Source organism: Pedobacter sp. ASV28 (assembly GCF_016428855.1).
Lineage (GTDB): Bacteria > Bacteroidota > Bacteroidia > Sphingobacteriales > Sphingobacteriaceae > Pedobacter.
The window spans coordinates 26,014-43,242 of record NZ_JAELTN010000013.1; the positions used below are offsets into that span (position 1 = coordinate 26,014).

The 17,229-nt window shown below is 39.9% G+C and carries 15 protein-coding genes and 1 tRNA gene; 7 read left to right on the forward strand and 9 right to left on the reverse strand.

Annotated elements, in window-relative coordinates; all coding sequences use genetic code 11:
- Nucleotides 1–57: 57 nt before the first annotated feature.
- The 5 genes from JHD79_RS06515 to JHD79_RS06535 all read right to left on the reverse strand — a co-directional run bounded on the left by JHD79_RS06515 (nucleotide 58) and on the right by JHD79_RS06535 (nucleotide 6,450).
- Complete coding sequence (locus JHD79_RS06515; RefSeq protein ID WP_199118410.1) at nucleotides 58–1,839, reverse strand: acyl-CoA dehydrogenase family protein; 1,782 nt, start codon at nucleotides 1,837–1,839, stop codon at nucleotides 58–60.
- A 163-nt stretch (nucleotides 1,840–2,002) separates the two neighbouring features.
- Nucleotides 2,003–3,178, reverse strand: coding sequence for an acetyl-CoA C-acyltransferase (locus JHD79_RS06520; protein ID WP_199118411.1), 1,176 nt, complete (start codon nucleotides 3,176–3,178; stop codon nucleotides 2,003–2,005).
- 62 nt (nucleotides 3,179–3,240) lie between these two features.
- Nucleotides 3,241–3,576 carry a four helix bundle protein gene (locus tag JHD79_RS06525; RefSeq protein WP_199118412.1) on the reverse strand — a complete coding sequence of 112 codons (336 nt, stop codon included), beginning with the start codon at nucleotides 3,574–3,576 and terminating at the stop codon, nucleotides 3,241–3,243.
- Nucleotides 3,577–3,601: 25 nt separating this feature from the next.
- A complete protein-coding gene (locus JHD79_RS06530; protein WP_199118471.1) occupies nucleotides 3,602–6,010 on the reverse strand; it encodes a 3-hydroxyacyl-CoA dehydrogenase/enoyl-CoA hydratase family protein in 2,409 nt (802 codons plus the stop codon).
- Nucleotides 6,010–6,450 (reverse strand): MarR family winged helix-turn-helix transcriptional regulator, encoded by a 441-nt coding sequence (locus JHD79_RS06535; RefSeq protein ID WP_199118413.1) that lies wholly within the window; start codon nucleotides 6,448–6,450, stop codon nucleotides 6,010–6,012. Before JHD79_RS06535 ends, JHD79_RS06530 begins: the two co-directional genes overlap by 1 nt.
- A 149-nt stretch (nucleotides 6,451–6,599) precedes the next feature.
- Here JHD79_RS06535 and JHD79_RS06540 point away from each other — a divergent pair, with 149 nt between their 5' ends.
- The 3 genes from JHD79_RS06540 to JHD79_RS06545 all read left to right on the forward strand — a co-directional run bounded on the left by JHD79_RS06540 (nucleotide 6,600) and on the right by JHD79_RS06545 (nucleotide 8,468).
- Nucleotides 6,600–7,817 carry an MFS transporter gene (locus tag JHD79_RS06540; RefSeq protein ID WP_199118414.1) on the forward strand — a complete coding sequence of 406 codons (1,218 nt, stop codon included), beginning with the start codon at nucleotides 6,600–6,602 and terminating at the stop codon, nucleotides 7,815–7,817.
- A 131-nt stretch (nucleotides 7,818–7,948) separates the two neighbouring features.
- A complete protein-coding gene (locus JHD79_RS22940; protein WP_255533770.1) occupies nucleotides 7,949–8,083 on the forward strand; it encodes a hypothetical protein in 135 nt (44 codons plus the stop codon).
- Nucleotides 8,084–8,093: 10 nt separating this feature from the next.
- Nucleotides 8,094–8,468 (forward strand): hypothetical protein, encoded by a 375-nt coding sequence (locus JHD79_RS06545; RefSeq protein ID WP_199118415.1) that lies wholly within the window; start codon nucleotides 8,094–8,096, stop codon nucleotides 8,466–8,468.
- A gap of 79 nt (nucleotides 8,469–8,547) precedes the next feature.
- On the opposite strand, the gene JHD79_RS06550 is transcribed toward JHD79_RS06545, so the two are convergent.
- From JHD79_RS06550 to JHD79_RS06560, 3 genes are all read right to left on the reverse strand, one after another.
- Nucleotides 8,548–8,622 (reverse strand) — tRNA-Val (locus JHD79_RS06550).
- Nucleotides 8,623–8,730: 108 nt separating this feature from the next.
- A complete protein-coding gene (gene recO, locus JHD79_RS06555; protein WP_199118416.1) occupies nucleotides 8,731–9,456 on the reverse strand; it encodes a DNA repair protein RecO in 726 nt (241 codons plus the stop codon).
- Nucleotides 9,457–9,837: a diacylglycerol kinase family protein gene (locus JHD79_RS06560; RefSeq protein WP_233164597.1), complete on the reverse strand. Its 381-nt coding sequence runs from the start codon at nucleotides 9,835–9,837 to the stop codon at nucleotides 9,457–9,459.
- A gap of 123 nt (nucleotides 9,838–9,960) precedes the next feature.
- Between JHD79_RS06560 and JHD79_RS06565 the strand changes: the two genes are divergently transcribed.
- The 3 genes from JHD79_RS06565 to JHD79_RS06575 are packed head-to-tail and all read left to right on the forward strand — an operon-like array spanning nucleotide 9,961 to nucleotide 13,310.
- Nucleotides 9,961–12,315: an RND family transporter gene (locus tag JHD79_RS06565; RefSeq protein WP_233164598.1), complete on the forward strand. Its 2,355-nt coding sequence runs from the start codon at nucleotides 9,961–9,963 to the stop codon at nucleotides 12,313–12,315.
- A 4-nt stretch (nucleotides 12,316–12,319) separates the two neighbouring features.
- Nucleotides 12,320–12,874: a DUF4269 domain-containing protein gene (locus JHD79_RS06570; protein WP_199118417.1), complete on the forward strand. Its 555-nt coding sequence runs from the start codon at nucleotides 12,320–12,322 to the stop codon at nucleotides 12,872–12,874.
- A complete protein-coding gene (locus JHD79_RS06575) occupies nucleotides 12,855–13,310 on the forward strand; it encodes a GNAT family N-acetyltransferase (protein WP_199118418.1) in 456 nt (151 codons plus the stop codon). Before JHD79_RS06570 ends, JHD79_RS06575 begins: the two co-directional genes overlap by 20 nt.
- Here JHD79_RS06575 and JHD79_RS06580 read toward each other — a convergent pair.
- Nucleotides 13,288–13,548, reverse strand: a complete 261-nt coding sequence (locus tag JHD79_RS06580; protein ID WP_199118419.1) for an isoleucyl-tRNA synthetase — start codon at nucleotides 13,546–13,548, stop codon at nucleotides 13,288–13,290. The two genes, JHD79_RS06575 and JHD79_RS06580, sit on opposite strands and share 23 nt — an antisense overlap.
- 277 nt (nucleotides 13,549–13,825) lie before the next feature.
- Here JHD79_RS06580 and ileS point away from each other — a divergent pair, with 277 nt between their 5' ends.
- A complete protein-coding gene (ileS, locus tag JHD79_RS06585; protein WP_199118420.1) occupies nucleotides 13,826–17,218 on the forward strand; it encodes an isoleucine--tRNA ligase in 3,393 nt (1,130 codons plus the stop codon).
- The last annotated feature ends 11 nt before the right edge of the window (nucleotides 17,219–17,229 follow it).

Below are 17,229 nucleotides of genomic sequence, written 5' to 3' on the forward strand. Positions count from 1 at the left end.
GATGTCCGAAAATTACTTTTTGGACATCCTCTTGCTAATGATATAGTACTTTTCCTTTTAGTAAGGATATTTATTGGCCTCAATGACCTGTACGGCCACATTTTGGCGGGCTTGTTTCACATTAAATGGCTCCATTTTGGTAAACCTGCGTAAACCTACCAACATCATACGTAATTCATCTCCCTCTCCAAAAGCCCAAAGCGCTTCTTTACCTGCCTTAGCTACACAATCTACCGCTTCTACAAAATAAATACGCATCAAATCCAACTGGCCTTTGCAGGCTTCTTCTCCTCTTAGACTTACCAACTTCTCTGTTCTCAACATAGCTGATTCCGCTACATAAACATAACTGGCCATATCGGCTATGTTCATCAAAATTTCCTGTTCCTTGCTCAGACTCATCATCAGTTTTTGAACTGCTGCACCGGCCACCATCAAAGTTGCTTTCTTTAAATTTTGAAGCAGTTTCTTTTCCGAAGAAAATAGCGACTGATCCTCTTCTCCAAAATCGGGAATAGACATGAGCTCTGCCGCCACTGCCGTAGCAGGCGTCATTAAGTCTAATTCACCTTTCATAGCACGTTTCAGCATCATGTCCACGGTTAACAACCTATTGATTTCATTAGTCCCTTCAAAGATCCTATTGATACGGGCATCACGATAGGCCCTATCCATAGGGGCATCGGCACTAAAGCCCATACCGCCATAAATCTGAACGCCTTCATCCACCACGTAATCTAATGCTTCCGAGCCCCAAACCTTTAAAATAGCACATTCTACCGCAAATTGCTCAACCGACTTCAATTTAGCTTTTGCCGGATCCATGCCTTCGGCAATCAAGGCATCATAAGTATCATCGATATTTTGTCCAGCCCGATAGTTTGCCGCATCTACAGCATAAACTTTTGCGGCCATCTCGGCCAATTTAAAACGAATAGCCCCGTATTTGGAAATTTGGCGACCAAACTGAAGGCGTTCATTGGCATAATTTACCGCCGTGCTGATGGTAGCTTTAGAAGCTCCAATGGCTGCAGCAGACAACTTGATGCGCCCAATGTTCAGGATATTTACCGCAATTTTAAATCCATTCTGACGGTCGCTTAACATGTTCTCAACCGGAACTGCACAGTCATTAAAGAAAATCTGCCGTGTAGATGACCCCTTTATACCCATCTTATGCTCTTCAGGGTTCATGGTTATGCCACCAAAATCACGTTCTACAATAAAGGCCGTTAGATTTTCATCATCGTCAATTTTAGCAAAGACAATAAAAATATCTGCAAAACCACCATTGGTAATCCACATTTTCTGTCCATTGATGATATAGTGTTTACCATCATCGCTCAGTTTCGCCTTTGTCTTACCAGAATTGGCATCTGATCCTGAATTTGGCTCCGTTAAGCAATAGGCCGCTTTCCACTCTCCTGTACCCAACTTAGGGATATACTTTGCCTTTTGTGCTTCATTTCCATAATATAAAATCGGCAACGTACCAATTCCAGTATGCGCTGATAGGGCAACTGCAAACGAATGTCCTGCGCCAACCACATCGGCCACCAACATAGAAGTATTAAAATTCTTTCCGAAACCGCCATACTCTTCCGGTACCGAAACCCCAAGTATACCCAGTTCACCTGCCTTTGTCAATAACGTTGGCATTAGCTCTGGATCTACATGGCTATCCAATTTCTCCAGGTTAGGATAAACTTCTGCTGCTAAAAAATCACGACAGGTCTGCGCAATCATTTGCTGCTCTTCATCAAATTCTTCTGGAATAAATACATCATGATAGGAAGTCTCCTTAATCAGGAACTCTCCTCCTTTAATTGTCTTGCTCATTGTATTTTAGATTAAGGATTAAGGAACAAGGAATAAAAACCAAGCGCCTTAACCAACAAATTATTTTTTTATTTCTTATTTTATCGTCTTGGCCTATCACTCACCATGACGATTTCTTTCTTTTCACATGAAATCTTTATTCCTTGTTCCCTGCTCCTTTATCTTAGAAGATTTCAAAAATCCCTGCTGCACCTTGCCCAGTCCCTACGCACATGGTAACCATGCCATACTTTTCGTTACGACGCTTAGCTTCATTGAATAACTGAACCGAAAGCTTGGCTCCCGTACATCCCAGTGGATGCCCAAGGGCAATAGCACCTCCATTCACATTAATCTTGCTCGCATCTAATCCCAAAGTTCTAATAACAGCTAATGATTGCGAAGCAAAAGCCTCATTCAGTTCAATCAGCCCAATTTCTTCCTGTTTCATATTGGCCATTTTTAACGCTTTTGGAATAGCTTCGATTGGACCAATCCCCATAATTCTGGGGGGCACACCCGCTATACCATAACTTACCAAACGGGCAATAGGTGCTGCGCCCAGCTCCTTCATTTTCTTTTCAGACACCACCAGAACAAAGGCTGCTCCATCTGAAGTCTGTGAAGAATTACCAGCAGTAATGCAACCATTAGCTGCAAAGACTGGTTTTAATTTGGCCAATTTTTCGATGGTAGTATCGGCACGTGGGCCTTCGTCGGTATCAACCACATAGGAACGTGTCTTTTTCTTCAACTGATCGTCCAAGTAGATTTCATTAACGGTGATGGGCAAAAGACCATCTTTTAAATGGCCATTCTTTATCGCTTCTATAGCTTTCAGATGCGAATGGTAGGCAAACTCATCCTGATCTTCCCTACTTACCTTATACTCTTTTGCAACGGCCTCTGCGGTTAATCCCATTCCCCAATACCAGTCTGGATTGGTTTTAGCTACCTCTGGGTTTGGCACCAATTTCCAGCCTCCAAACGGCATTCCCGACATCACTTCCACCCCCCCTGCAATAATACAATCGGCCATACCCGATTTAATTTTGGCTACAGCGGTCGCAATCGTCTCCAAGCCCGAAGCACAATATCTATTCACGGTAACACCAGGTACCTTGTCTGTATCCAATCCCATTAAACTGATCATGCGACCAATATTTAAGCCTTGTTCTGCCTCTGGTGTGGCATTCCCCACAATCACATCATCAATTTGCTCCCTATCCAGATTAGGCACTGAAGCCACCAATTGTTTAATTACATCGGCTGCCAAATCATCGGCCCTCATGAAACGAAAAACCCCTCTTGGTGCTTTTCCAACTGCCGTTCTAAGTCCTGCTATTATGTATGCTTCCATGTTATTTTGGATTAAAGATTAAGGAGCAAGGAATAAAGACCAAACACCTTAGCCAATAAATTTTATTTTAATGTCTTTTTAAAAGCCGATATTTTCTTCTCCAGCTGAATAACGCTTTCGATAATCGGCTCTATTTCATTTTTACTAATAATTTCTAGTTCAATTGCGAGCAAAAGTTGAGTTTCCAGTTCAAATAAGGACCCTAAAGCAATCGATAGAAAATGTGCAAATTCTTTATAACCCTCAGCAATATTTGAAGGAACAGAAACTGCACATCTAGAAATTTGTGATATCATGCCAAATTTTTCTGAAGATGGAAACTTAGCCAAAAGCAGATAAACCTGTTTGGCCATTTCCATTCCCTCTTTCCAAATTTGCAGTTGCCTAAAATTGTGCATAAAAATCTTTGTTCCTTACTCTACCTTAATTTCTCAACGGCTTCCCTTTGGTGACGATACTCTGTATACGCTCTAAGGTTTTTCGTTCTCCACAAAGCGACAAAAAGGCTTCTCGCTCTAAATCCAATAGGTACTGTTCTGTTACTTCTGTTGGAGAGGATAAATCGCCGCCGCACATTACCCAACCTAATTTTTCAGAAATTTTCTTATCATGCTCTGAAATATAATTGCCCGAGTACATGGTATTGGCCCCGGCATATACAATACCCAATCCCTGTCTACCTAACACCTTAATATCTTTGCGCTGAACAGGTTTGGTATAGCCCGCATCTGCCAGTTCAATTGCCTTTGCCTTGGCATCGGCAATTAAACGGCTCCTGTTCATACTGATGGCATACTTATCCTCTTGCAAGTAGCCTAACTCATAAGCTTCAACTGCAGAAGTAGACACCTTGGCCATACCAATGGTCAAAAAGCGGTTTTTTAATGTATTTTGCACGATCTGATCATCAGAAAATTCATCAGAGGCCCTTAAGGCAAATTCTTTCGTTCCACCGCCACCAGGAATTACACCTACCCCGAACTCTACTAATCCCATGTAGGTTTCGGCACTTAACTGTACAAAGTCGGCGTGTAAACTAAACTCACATCCTCCTCCCAGGGTTAGGTTATGCGGTGCTACTACTACTGGAATAGAAGAGTAACGGATACGCATTGAGGTATTCTGGAACATTTTTATGGCCATGTTAAGCTCCTCCCATTCTTGTTCTACGGCCATCATGAAAATCATTCCTACATTTGCACCAGCCGAGAAATTAGCACCATCATTCCCAATCACCACTCCCCTATAATCCTTTTCTGCCATATCAATAGCTTTATTGATAGCAGTTAGGGTATCTCCTCCAATCGTATTCATTTTAGAATGGAACTCTACATTCAAAATACCATCTCCCAAATCGATAATGGAAGCGCCCGCATTTTTATAGAGTACCTTATTATTCTCTTTTAAATTTTCTAGGATGATAAAATCTGCCGTACCCGGAATAGCCTTGTAGCTTTTTGATGGAATATCGTAATATTTCTTTACCCCGTCTTCTACCTTATAGAAAGAGGTATGTCCAGCTGCCAACATTTCGTTTACCCAAGCTGCAGGTTCATTGCCATATTTCTTCATTCCGGCTATCGCCTCTTCAATACCAACGGCATCCCAAACTTCAAAAGGTCCTAAATCCCATCCAAACCCAGCCCTCATGGCATCATCAATGCGATACAGTTCATCAGAAATTTCCGGAATACGATCAGATACATATTCGAAAAGGCCAAAGAATGAAGTGCGGAACAATTCTCCAGCCTTGTCTTTACCTGCGGCAAAAACTTTCATCCGATCTGCTACCTTATCTATGTTTTTGGTCATTTCCAAGGTAGCCGATTTCACCTTTTGCTGTGGTTTATATTCCAATGTCTTAAGGTCTAAAGCCAAGATTTCGCTCTTCCCTTCAGCATTTTTTATTTTCTTATAAAAACCTTGCTTTGTCTTATCTCCCAGCCAATTGTTCTCTGCCATTTTCTCTACATAGACAGGCAGCTTGAACAAATCATGTGCTTTATCATCCGGACAGTTATCATATAAACCTTTGGCTACCTTGATCATGGTATCCAAACCCACTACATCAGAAGTACGGAACGTTGCCGATTTTGGCCTGCCCAATGCAGGCCCGGTAAACTTGTCTATCTCTTCTACCGTAAGATCCAGCTTCTCTACCGAATGCAACAAGGCCATAATTGAATACACCCCTACACGATTGGCTATAAATGCGGGTGTATCTTTACATAAAACCGTTGTTTTTCCCAGAAATTTATCCCCATAATGCATTAGAAAATCAATCACTTCCCGCTTGGTATCAGCGGTTGGAATAATTTCCAAAAGCCTTAAATAGCGAGGTGGATTAAAAAAGTGTGTTCCACAAAAATGTGCCCTAAACTCTTCACTTCTACCTTGAGTCATTAGATGAATGGGAATACCAGAAGTATTTGAGGTAATCAGCGTACCAGGCTTACGGAATTTTTCTACCTGATCGAAAACCTGTTTCTTGATATCCAAGTTTTCCACTACCACCTCTATAACCCAATCGTAATTAGCAATTTTTGGCATATCGTCGGTAAAATTGCCAGTAGTAACTTTACGAAGCACCTTTTGCGAATAAATTGGCGAAGGATTAGTCTTGACAGCCGTTTGCAAAGCCGCATTTACAATCCTATTCTTTACAGCAGGATGTTCCAAGGTTAGTCCCTTGGCTTGTTCATCTGCATTTAATTCTTTAGGGGCAATATCCAATAACAATACCTCCACCCCTATATTTGCAAAATGACAGGCAATACGAGAACCCATAATGCCAGAGCCCAAAACCGCTACTTTATTTATTCTTCTGTTCATCATATTTTTTTTGTAGGCGAATAAGCCAATGTTAACTGGTTAACTTTTTCCAAGGCAGAAATGAGTTGTTCTTTTTCTTTTACACTAAGCTTTTCGTTTAAGTACTCATTAAAAGAAACTACCACATTCCGGGCAAGCTTTCTTTTTTCGATACCAAAAGGCGTTAAAAACACCTTAACAGAGCGCTTGTCTCCAGTAGAAGTTTCTCTATAGATAAGGCCAAGTTCCTCCATATTGCTCAACATACGCGACAAACTGGTTGCTTTCACACCCAATAATGCCGCCAATGCAGAAACCGCAGTACCCTCAGCCTCTATATTGATCAATACATACCCTATAGCCTGGGTAATACCAAACCCAGAAGCAATTTGGTTATAAGTATTGGATACATTTTGCCAAACGATTTTCAAGAAATAATCTACTGTCTCCTTCTGTTTCATTAATTTATTATGCTTGCATAACAAAATTATCATTTAATATTTACTTTTCAAATAGTAATTCCATTTTTTACAAAATCTTTTATTTAAGACATTATTTAGCTAAAATTCAACACTTAAAAAACTAACTTTACCTATCTTAATTTTTTTTAATGAACACTTCCCCTACTATAGACAACAAAGCCAGTCAAACTGTTTTCCCTATTTTATTTGCCCTAAGCTTTTCACATTTACTAAATGACACCATACAATCTTTAATTCCGGCCATCTATCCAGTAGTGAAAAAATCCTATCAACTTAGTTTCTCACAAATTGGGCTGATTACCCTCACTTTTCAAATGGCAGCTTCCTTGTTTCAGCCCTTCGTAGGTCTTTATACAGATAAAAAGCCACAACCTTATTCCCTGGCCATTGGAATGGGTTTTACTTTGATTGGACTCATTACGCTTTCGCTTTCTAACAGCTTTGGCTTCATCTTGCTTTCCGTAGCATTGGTGGGCACCGGCTCCTCCATCTTTCATCCCGAAGCCTCAAGAATGGCACATGCCGCATCTGGCGGAAAAAGAGGACTGGCACAATCTGTTTTCCAATTGGGCGGCAACGCAGGTAGCTCCATAGGTCCACTACTGGCCGCATGGATCATTGTTCCGAAAGGACAATTCAGCGTCATCTGGTTTTCGGCAATAGCATTCATTGCCATTATGGTATTGAGCTATGTTGGCCGATGGTACAAAAACTATGTTTTGTCCCGTCAATCGTCCAAAGACACACATTTAACAGATCCCGCACACCACCTACCCAAATCAAAGATTATCATGGCCATAGCCATCTTATTAATATTGATCTTTTCCAAGTATTTTTACATGGCCAGCCTAACCAGCTACTTTACTTTCTACCTCATCGAAAAATTCCATGTACCTATACAAACTTCCCAGATCTATCTATTTGTTTTTTTGTTCTCTGTAGCGGCAGGAACTTTACTTGGAGGCCCTATAGGCGATAGAATAGGACGAAAATATGTAATCTGGGTATCGATACTTGGGGCCGCTCCATTTGCCCTACTATTACCACATGCCAATCTTTTTTGGACAGGGATACTCATTGTCCCCATTGGAATGATCTTAGCCTCTGCCTTTTCTGCCATCTTGGTCTACGCACAAGAGCTAATTCCAGGAAAAGTTGGATTGGTGGCAGGCCTGTTCTTTGGTTTTGCATTTGGCATGGGCGGCATAGGTTCGGCACTTATAGGCAATTTAGCAGACAAAACCAGTATCAGCTACATGTTTTCCGTTTGTGCTTACCTTCCATTAATAGGATTAATTACTGCATTTTTACCTAACATCAGCACTACAAGAAAAGTAAAAGCATAATTGAATTTTCGACACTTTATATTGACGTTTTTACCAATATTATAGAACAGCACGATCCATACCTATTCATATAATTTCAAATATACATGGATTAAACAATATCTTTAGCAAAGCAGATTAGCAGATAAAATATGAAAAACCTCTTATTTGCAATATTTCTTTTCTTTAGCCTTGTCGGCCATGCACAACAAGAATCGGGTGTTCAGCAATTCTGGAAACTACTTCAGCTACATTATGGAAAAGCATATACAGGACAAGTTACCTAGGACATGACAGATGCTTATCAAAATTCCCTTTTTTATAGGCGAAGACAAGTTTAGAATATGGGTACTGAAACTACAAAACGACAGCATACTATTAAAGCACGATCATAGGCACAAAGACGGATCAGCAGATAAGATTACACAGTATGGCGCATGGACAACCAACACTGGGGAGATTGGCCTGCAAATATTTCCCGCAGCCCCAGAGACCGTTGATCTTCTGCCTAGCGCTGCCGGAAATGTTTGGTGGATCACCATTGATAAAGATTTTTTCACCTACAACTTACGTCGAATAAGTACAGATCGTTTATTCACCGTAAAATTCGATCTCAATACCCCCCTTCGGCACCTTGGGGATGGAAAGAAAAGTAAATGCGCATTTCATTAAACCTACTGTGAAACCGTAAAAACACAGAAATAAGATTGAAAACAAAAAATCCCTGCTAGAATAACTAACAGGGATTTAGTGGAAAATGAGGGATTCGAACCCCCGACCCCCTCGGTGTAAACGAGGTGCTCTGAACCAGCTGAGCTAATTTTCCAATATTTCAATTTAATATTTCCCTTTACTTTTCAACCATCCGTTGTCTCGTTTTGGGATTGCAAATATAGAGTGTTAAATTATCTTTCCAAAAAAAAAGTGAAAAAATTTAAGAAAGTATTTCCTCCAGTATTTGATGTGATTTAATCTGACCAAAAGAAGCAGTATGCAACCTGAAGTAAACCAATATTTTATCTAACAAAAATCGCCTATACCTGTTATCTAAATTTATTTCATTTATTTTTTCAAAAGGGGCATCTAAAAGCTCAATCAAGGTATTTGCTTCTACATCGGCAATAAAATAAGGGTGAATAGGGGTCACAGATGTAAAATTTCCTTCCTGTAGGTCAAAATATTTCTGATCGTTTCTCAACTGCACCTGCGGTGCAAATCCCAAGAACCTGGAAAGTTTCATTAAAAATGCCAAATGATAGTTCACATTGGCATCCTCTGTTTCATCAAACCAGCTCACCGCACTAAATAGAAAAGCAAAAAGATTTTCGTCTGTATGCTGCTGCCTGATACTCTTATAAAGAACTTCGTTCAAAAACTGAATAATTGTATTTTTGATCAGGTGGTAAGGGATGCTGTTAAAGACTGGCGAAGGCCGAGCTTCCACCACCCGCTGCATTTGTGTATTGACCTTATGATAAACTACCATATCCAGCAGGTGCAAGGGCTGTAATACATTCATCGGAATTTTCGCCTTTGCTTTTTTAACGCCATTGATCAAATAAGACTGAATACCAAACTTCTCCGTGAAGACTTGGGCAACTACACTGCTTTCGCTATATAAAGTAGTCCTCAATACAATTCCCCTGGTTTTATGTAACATCTAGCTGCAGAATTTTGGTACAAAAATAAACAATGCCACTACCAATGCCACAATTGCAGCCATTAAAACTGCCGCTGCCGCGATATCTTTTATCAATCCTGCCTTAGGATGATAATCTGGCGAAACCAGATCTACCATAATTTCCAGTGCCGTATTCAGCAATTCCAAAACCATTACCAAACCAATGCATAACGAAATACAAACCCATTCTAGGCTAGAAAGACCAGTATAAACACCTAAAGCAACTACAGCAGCAGCCGACAACAAGTGCAACCTAAAATTAAGTTGTGTTTTGACGGCATGCCTTAAGCCGTTAAAGGCAAATCCAAAACTTCTAAAAAACCGATGCATAACCAAAGTCTTCTGCCTTCTAAAATACATTAAATTTACGGGAACAAAAGATTCGTCCCCGTTGCATATAAAAGCGTAATTAACATTCAATAACATATTTCATTTTGTATTCCATCAATTTTATACTTTCTTTACTTTTTTTTAAGGATTCTTATGTGGGCAAAACTTTCTAATGCAATATTAAAAAACCGTACTCTTCTTATCCTATTCTTTATTGCCATAACCCTATTCATGGGATCGCAGGCCAAAAACATTAAGCTTTCCTATGCGGGCAGTAAGATACTACCTCTCACGGACTCTGTTTTCGTTAAATACAATGCTTTTAAACAGAAGTTTGGTGAAGATGGCAGCATTGTGGTAATAGGTGTAAAAAGTGATAAAATATTCCAGAAAGAGACCTATAACAAATGGGCTCAATTGTCTAATGAACTACAAAAGTTGAATGGGGTAAAGGGCGCACTATCCATAGGAAAACTATTTGAGCTACAAAAAGACACCGTTAATCAAAAATTTACGGTAAAATCCCTACCTGGCGCAACAATAGGATCGGATGCCGCCATGGATTCCCTGAAGAACAAAATTGACCTGCTGCCCTTTTACGACGGATTGTTACTCAACAAGAAAACCAATGCCACTTTAATGGCCATCACCTTCGACCAAAAAATCCTTAATTCGGCTGCCAGAAATCCCATACTTAAAGAGATCGAAGCAAAGGCTCAAGCTTTTGGCAAGAGCGAAAATATTGAAGTACACCTATCAGGACTACCTTACATTAGAACAGCAACCAGCAAATTGATCTCAAATGAATTCATCCTTTTCCTTGGCCTATCTATTTTAGTTTCTGCACTAATCTTAGTTATCTTCTTCAGGAGTTTTTCAGCAGTGTTCTTTCCTATTTTGGTGGTGATTATGGGAGTAGTTTGGAGCGTAGGCACCTTGGTTTTATTTGGTTATGAAATCACCATATTAACCGGTTTAATTCCTCCATTAATTGTTATCATTGGCATTCCCAACAGCATTTTGTTGCTGAACAAATACCACAATGAACTTAAAAAGCATGGCGAAAAGCAAAAAGCTTGGAAAATAACCATAGAAAGAATTTCGGTAACCACCTTAATTGCAAACATTACTGCCGCCATAGGCTTTGGCGTACTTTATTTTACGGGCAGCGAGCTGCTCATGCAGTTTGGCAGTGTAGCCGCACTAAATGTAATGTTTACCTGGCTCATGAGCTTATGCCTAATCCCCGCCATTTTTAGCTACCTACCCGTTCCAAAAAATAAAATTAACACTACACATCAACCTAATTTCCTTGATCGTTTATTAGCCAAAACCGATGTTCTTGTACAACAAAAAAGCGCTACTATTTACATCTCTACCATTCTGCTTTCCATCGTTTCGTTGATAGGTGTTTACCGCATTAATGTAAACGGTTATGTGGTAGATGACCTTCCGAAAAGCTCCAAGATCTTAACAGACCTCAAGTTTTTTGAAAAAAACTTCGAGGGTATCCTTCCTTTAGAAATCAGCGTAGACACCAAACGTAAAAATGGCATTCTCAGCGTTTCCACCCTCAATAAAATTGACAGGATGGAAAAAATGATTGGCGCCTACCCAGAGTTTTCCCGTTCCATTTCCCTAAATACAGGACTGAAATATGCTTCTCAAGTATTTTATAATGGCGATACAGCCTTTTATCGGATACCCACTGACATTGAGAAGAATTTCATTCTAATCTACGCGGCCAATTCTGGTAAAGGCAATGGCAATATGTTAACCAACTTTGTTGACAAAGACAAACAAACTGCCCGCATTAGCTTTCAGATGGCCGATATTGGCTCTAAACGTTTAGATCAATTATTGGACGAGCTAAAACCGAAGATCGATTCGATCCTTTCTCCTAAAAGATTTAACGTTACATTAACGGGCTCAAGCATTATTTTTGCCAAGGGCACAGATTATCTATTGGAACATTTGTTCGAGAGTATTGGATTGGCCATCATATTAATTTCGCTATTACGCCTGGCTCAATTCAAAAGCCTGGGCATCATGTTTATTTCCCTATTACCTAATGTGGTCCCGCTCATCATTACCGCAGGACTGATGGGTTTTCTGAACATCCCGCTAAAGCCATCCACTATCCTGATTTTCACCATTGCTTTTGGATTAGCTTCAGACCAGACCATTTATTTCCTAACCAGGTACCAACAGGAACTAAACCTCACCAACTATAGTGTTAGTAAGGTAATTACTGATACCATTACCGAAACCGGCGTGAGCATGACCCATATTGCCCTTATTCTGTTTTTTGGTTTTGGAATTTTTACCGCTTCAACCTTTGGGGGTACCGTAATTTTAGGCTTTCTATTGTCCATTACCCTAATCGTAGCCTTGGTATTTAACCTTACCCTCTTACCAGCCTTAATGCTATGGCTCGATAAAAACAAAAAACGCAAGATCATTCCTGCCGAGGAAATAGCCAAGAATGAAATAGACTTTGACCATTAATTTCATGATCAATTTTGAAAACATCGAATACCTGAAAACTGGAACCCAGAGTCAGCAACAAGCTTACCAAACACTCAATGACCACCAGGTCATTGATAAATTACAACCATTCGACCCCATATTAACCGGTACCTTCCCCATTAATATTAACATCGAGAACAGTGATTTGGACATTGTTTGCTATTGGGAAAACAAGCAACAGTTCATGGACACGTTAAACAGTTCATTTAGTAAGGCACAGTGTTTTCAGATTCGGGAAACTTTAATAAAAGGTCAAGAAACAGTGGTTTGCAACTTCAGGATAAATCATTTTGAAATTGAAGTTTTCGGGCAAAACATTCCTTCCGAAAGCCAAAATGCCTATCGCCATATGCTAATAGAACATCAAATCCTACAAAGCGAAGGCGAAGATTTCCGCTTAAAGATTATCGAATTGAAGAAAAACGGATATAAAACCGAACCAGCTTTCGCAAAATTATTAGGTTTGGATGGAAATCCCTATCATATACTTTTAGCTTACCAAGTTAAATCCTACACAAATGACGTTCAGAGAAGCTAAGATTGAAGATATTCCGCAAATTCAAATCATAAGAAATGCGGTTAAAGAAAATACATTATCAGCCCCACGTCTTGTAACCGACAAAGATTGCGAAGTGTTTCTCTTTACAAGAGGAAAAGGTTGGGTATGTGAAAGCGAGGATCAAATCGTTGGGTTTGCCATTGCAGACTTACAAGAAAACAATATCTGGGCATTATTCATCCATCCCACATTTGAAAAGAAGGGCATTGAAAAAAAACTACATGACATCATGCTAAACTGGTATTTCGAACAGAATAAAACTTATGTTTGGCTTGGAACTTCACCACAAACCAGGGCTGAAAAATTTTACAGTACCATTGGCTGGATAGAAAATGGACTACACGGCAAAGCAGAGATAAAGTTTGAGATGACCCGCGAAAACTGGGCAATGATCAAGAAGCAGTCTCCTCGGTAATTGCTTCTTTTGCTACAGGTTGCAATTCCACTTTTTTGCCATCTTTATCTACCTTCTTTGCAAAGAGTATGGGATATATAGATATCAAGGCACCTACAATCAATAAAACTCCCGAGATGGCTAGCACAATATTATGGCCTGCCAGCCTGTATTCCTCCATTATCTTGGCAACGATCAAGGCAACAATGCCCAAAACAATGACTATAATGGCCTTTTTAAGCTTCAAATCTTTTATCATACCTCACCAATTAAATTTTTCTTCGTTTTATTATACTAAATATAACAAAGATCAATCCAATTAGTTCTAACAACATACACAAAAACAGCACGACCAAGGTGGCATTTGGGTGGCTATTTTTAAGCACAAAGGCAAGAGGCATGAACAGAACAGCCGCCAACATACAGAAAAGCCCTCTTTTAACTAATTTATGCATAAAACAAATTCCCATCAAAGCTACTATAATTCATTCTAAAACATTAACTTTGCAACCTTTAATTTTTGAGATACTTGATTGATGTATAGGGAATTTAAACAGTTAGAGCTAGCTAAAATTGGTAAAGAAATATTAGATTTTTGGAAATCGGAGAATATCTTTGAAAAAAGTATAAGTACCCGCTCCAAAGGCAAACCATTTACATTTTACGAGGGACCGCCATCAGCTAATGGCATGCCAGGCATTCACCACGTAATGGCTCGTGCTATTAAAGATATCTTCTGTCGCTATAAAACATTAAAAGGATACCAGGTTAAACGAAAAGGCGGCTGGGATACTCACGGTCTACCCATTGAACTTGCAGTTGAGAAAAAATTAGGGATTACAAAAGAAGATATCGGAAAGAAAATTTCGGTTGACGAATACAACGCCGCATGCCGTGAGGAGGTTATGCGCTATACCGACGTGTGGAATGACCTTACCGAAAAAATGGGCTATTGGGTCGATTTACAAAACCCTTATGTAACCTACCATAATGAATACATTGAAACTTTATGGTGGATTTTACAACAGCTTTACAACAAAGGCTTATTGTACAAAGGCTACACCATACAACCTTATTCTCCAGCGGCAGGCACTGGATTAAGTTCCCACGAATTAAACCAACCGGGTACTTACCGCGATGTAAGCGATACCACAATCGTAGCTCAATTTAAAACAATTGCAGAAACGCTACCTTCGTTTTTACAAGGTTATGGCGAAGTCAACATCTTAGCTTGGACCACCACACCTTGGACCTTACCCAGCAACACTGCCTTAACCGTTGGTCCAAAAATCGACTATGTATTGGTAAAAACTTTTAACCAATATACTTTCGAGCCTATCAACGTCATTTTAGCAAAGCCCTTGGTAGGCAAACAATTTGCCGGCAAATTTTTCCAAGCGGAAGATCAAGAAGCTTTTGCCACTTACAAATCTGAAGACAAAAAGATTCCTTATCAGGTACTCACCGAATTTGTGGGCAGCGACCTGGTAGGCATTAAATACGAACAACTTTTACCATTAGCTTTACCTTACCAAAATGCTGAAAATGCTTTCCGTGTAATCAGCGGTGACTTTGTAACGACCGAAGATGGTACAGGTATTGTTCATACCGCTCCTACTTTCGGTGCCGACGATGCTCGTGTCGCTAAGCAAGCCATACCAGAAGTGCCGCCATTATTAATTTTAGATGATAAAGGAAATCCGGTTCCTTTGGTAGATCTACAAGGCAAGTTTGTAGCGTCATTGGGCGAATTTGGCGGAAAATATGTTAAAAACGAATACTATACCGATGGTCAAGCACCAGAAAAATCGGTTGATGTAGAGATTGCGATCCGTTTAAAAGAAGAAAACAAAGCCTTTAAGGTAGAGAAATATGTACACAGCTATCCTCATTGCTGGCGTACAGACAAGCCTGTTTTATATTATCCATTGGATAGCTGGTTCATTAAAACTACTGCCGTTAAAGAAAAGATGGTGGAATTGAACAAAGCTATAAATTGGAAACCAGAAGCAACCGGAACTGGTCGTTTTGGCAACTGGTTGGAAAACCTTGTTGACTGGAACTTATCGCGTTCACGTTACTGGGGCACACCACTTCCAATTTGGCGTACCGCCGATGGTTTGGAAGAAAAATGCATTGGCTCTATTGAGGAGCTGAACGGTGAAATTGCTAAAGCGATAGATGCTGGATTTATGCCTACTGGTTTTGAGTTGAAAGACATGCACCGTCCTTATGTTGACGATGTGTTCTTAGTTTCTGCTAAAGGGCAAAAAATGACCCGCGAAACCGACTTGATCGATGTTTGGTTTGATAGCGGCGCCATGCCTTATGCACAATGGCATTTCCCATTCGAAAACGCAGCAGAATTTGAGAACGCCTACCCTGCAGATTTTATTGCAGAAGGTGTTGACCAAACGCGTGGCTGGTTCTTTACCTTGCATGCCATTGCGGTGATGCTAAGTGAAAGCAGCGACGAAATCAAAGCCATTAACGAGCGGGTAAACAACCCTGGCATTGCCTTTAGAAATGTAGTATCAAACGGATTGGTATTGGATAAAAACGGCAATAAAATGTCTAAACGTTTAGGCAATGCCGTAGATCCATTTAGTACAATTGATACCTATAGTGCAGACGCCACTCGTTGGTACATGATCAGCAATGCATCGCCTTGGGATAATTTGAAATTCAACATAGAAGGATTGGATGAAGTTCGCCGTAAGTTTTTTGGCACTTTATACAACACCTATTCCTTCTTTGCACTGTATGCAAATATTGATAAATTTGAAATCGACTTGAATAATCAAACACCTGTTGCGCAACGTAGTGAACTGGATCGTTGGATTTTATCTTTATTGCAGACCTTAATTGCAGAAGTTGACGAAAGCTATAATGCCTATGAGCCTACCAAGGCCGCTAGGGCCATTCAAACTTTTGTTGATGAGCACTTGAGTAATTGGTACATCCGTTTGTCTCGCCGCCGTTTCTGGAAAGGCGAAATGACCGAAGATAAAAAGGCTGCTTACGAAACACTATATACCTGCTTAACAAGCATTGCCCAAATTATGTCGCCAGTGGCTCCATTCTTTGCAGATTGGCTATATAAAAACCTGAGCGAAGCAACACCTACCCAAGAGAGTGCGGCCTCTGTACACTTGACCATTTGGAACGAAGTTGACAAAACATTAGTGGACAATGAACTGAATGAACGCATGGAACTGGCGCAGAATATTTCTTCAATGGTATTGTCCTTACGTAAGAAAATGGGCATTAATGTTCGTCAGCCATTGGCCAAGGTACTTATTCCTATTTTAGACGACCACTTTAAAGCCAAGGTAGAGTTGGTTAAGGATTTAATCCTATCGGAAACGAATATTAAAGAAATTTCCTATATTACCGACACTGCTGGGTTTATCAAGAAAAAGGTAAAACCTAACTTTAAGGCTTTAGGTGCCAAGGTAGGAAAGGATATGAAATTAGTCACAGAAGTGATCAATAAGTTGTCTCAAGAAGACCTGGCCAAATTTGAAAAAGAGGGCTCCTATTCAATACCTGACACGAACTATTCGATTGTTTTATCAGATGTTGAAATTATAGCGGAGGATATTCCAGGTTGGCAAGTAACCAATATGGGTAACTTAACAGTGGCACTTGATGTGAACATTACCACGGCATTGAAGCAAGAGGGACTATCTAGGGAATTGGTCAACCGTATCCAAAACCTGCGTAAAGAACTTAATTTTGAAGTTACAGACCGGATTACCGTAAGTTTACAACAGGACGACCTAATTTCAGATGCAGTAGTACAAAACAAAACTTACATTTGCAACGAAATACTGGCAGATGATATTATTTTAGTGAAATCGGCAATTGCAGGAAACAAAATAATTATAGAAGATGTTGAACTAGAGATTTTGATCGCCAAAATATAACTATATGGAAA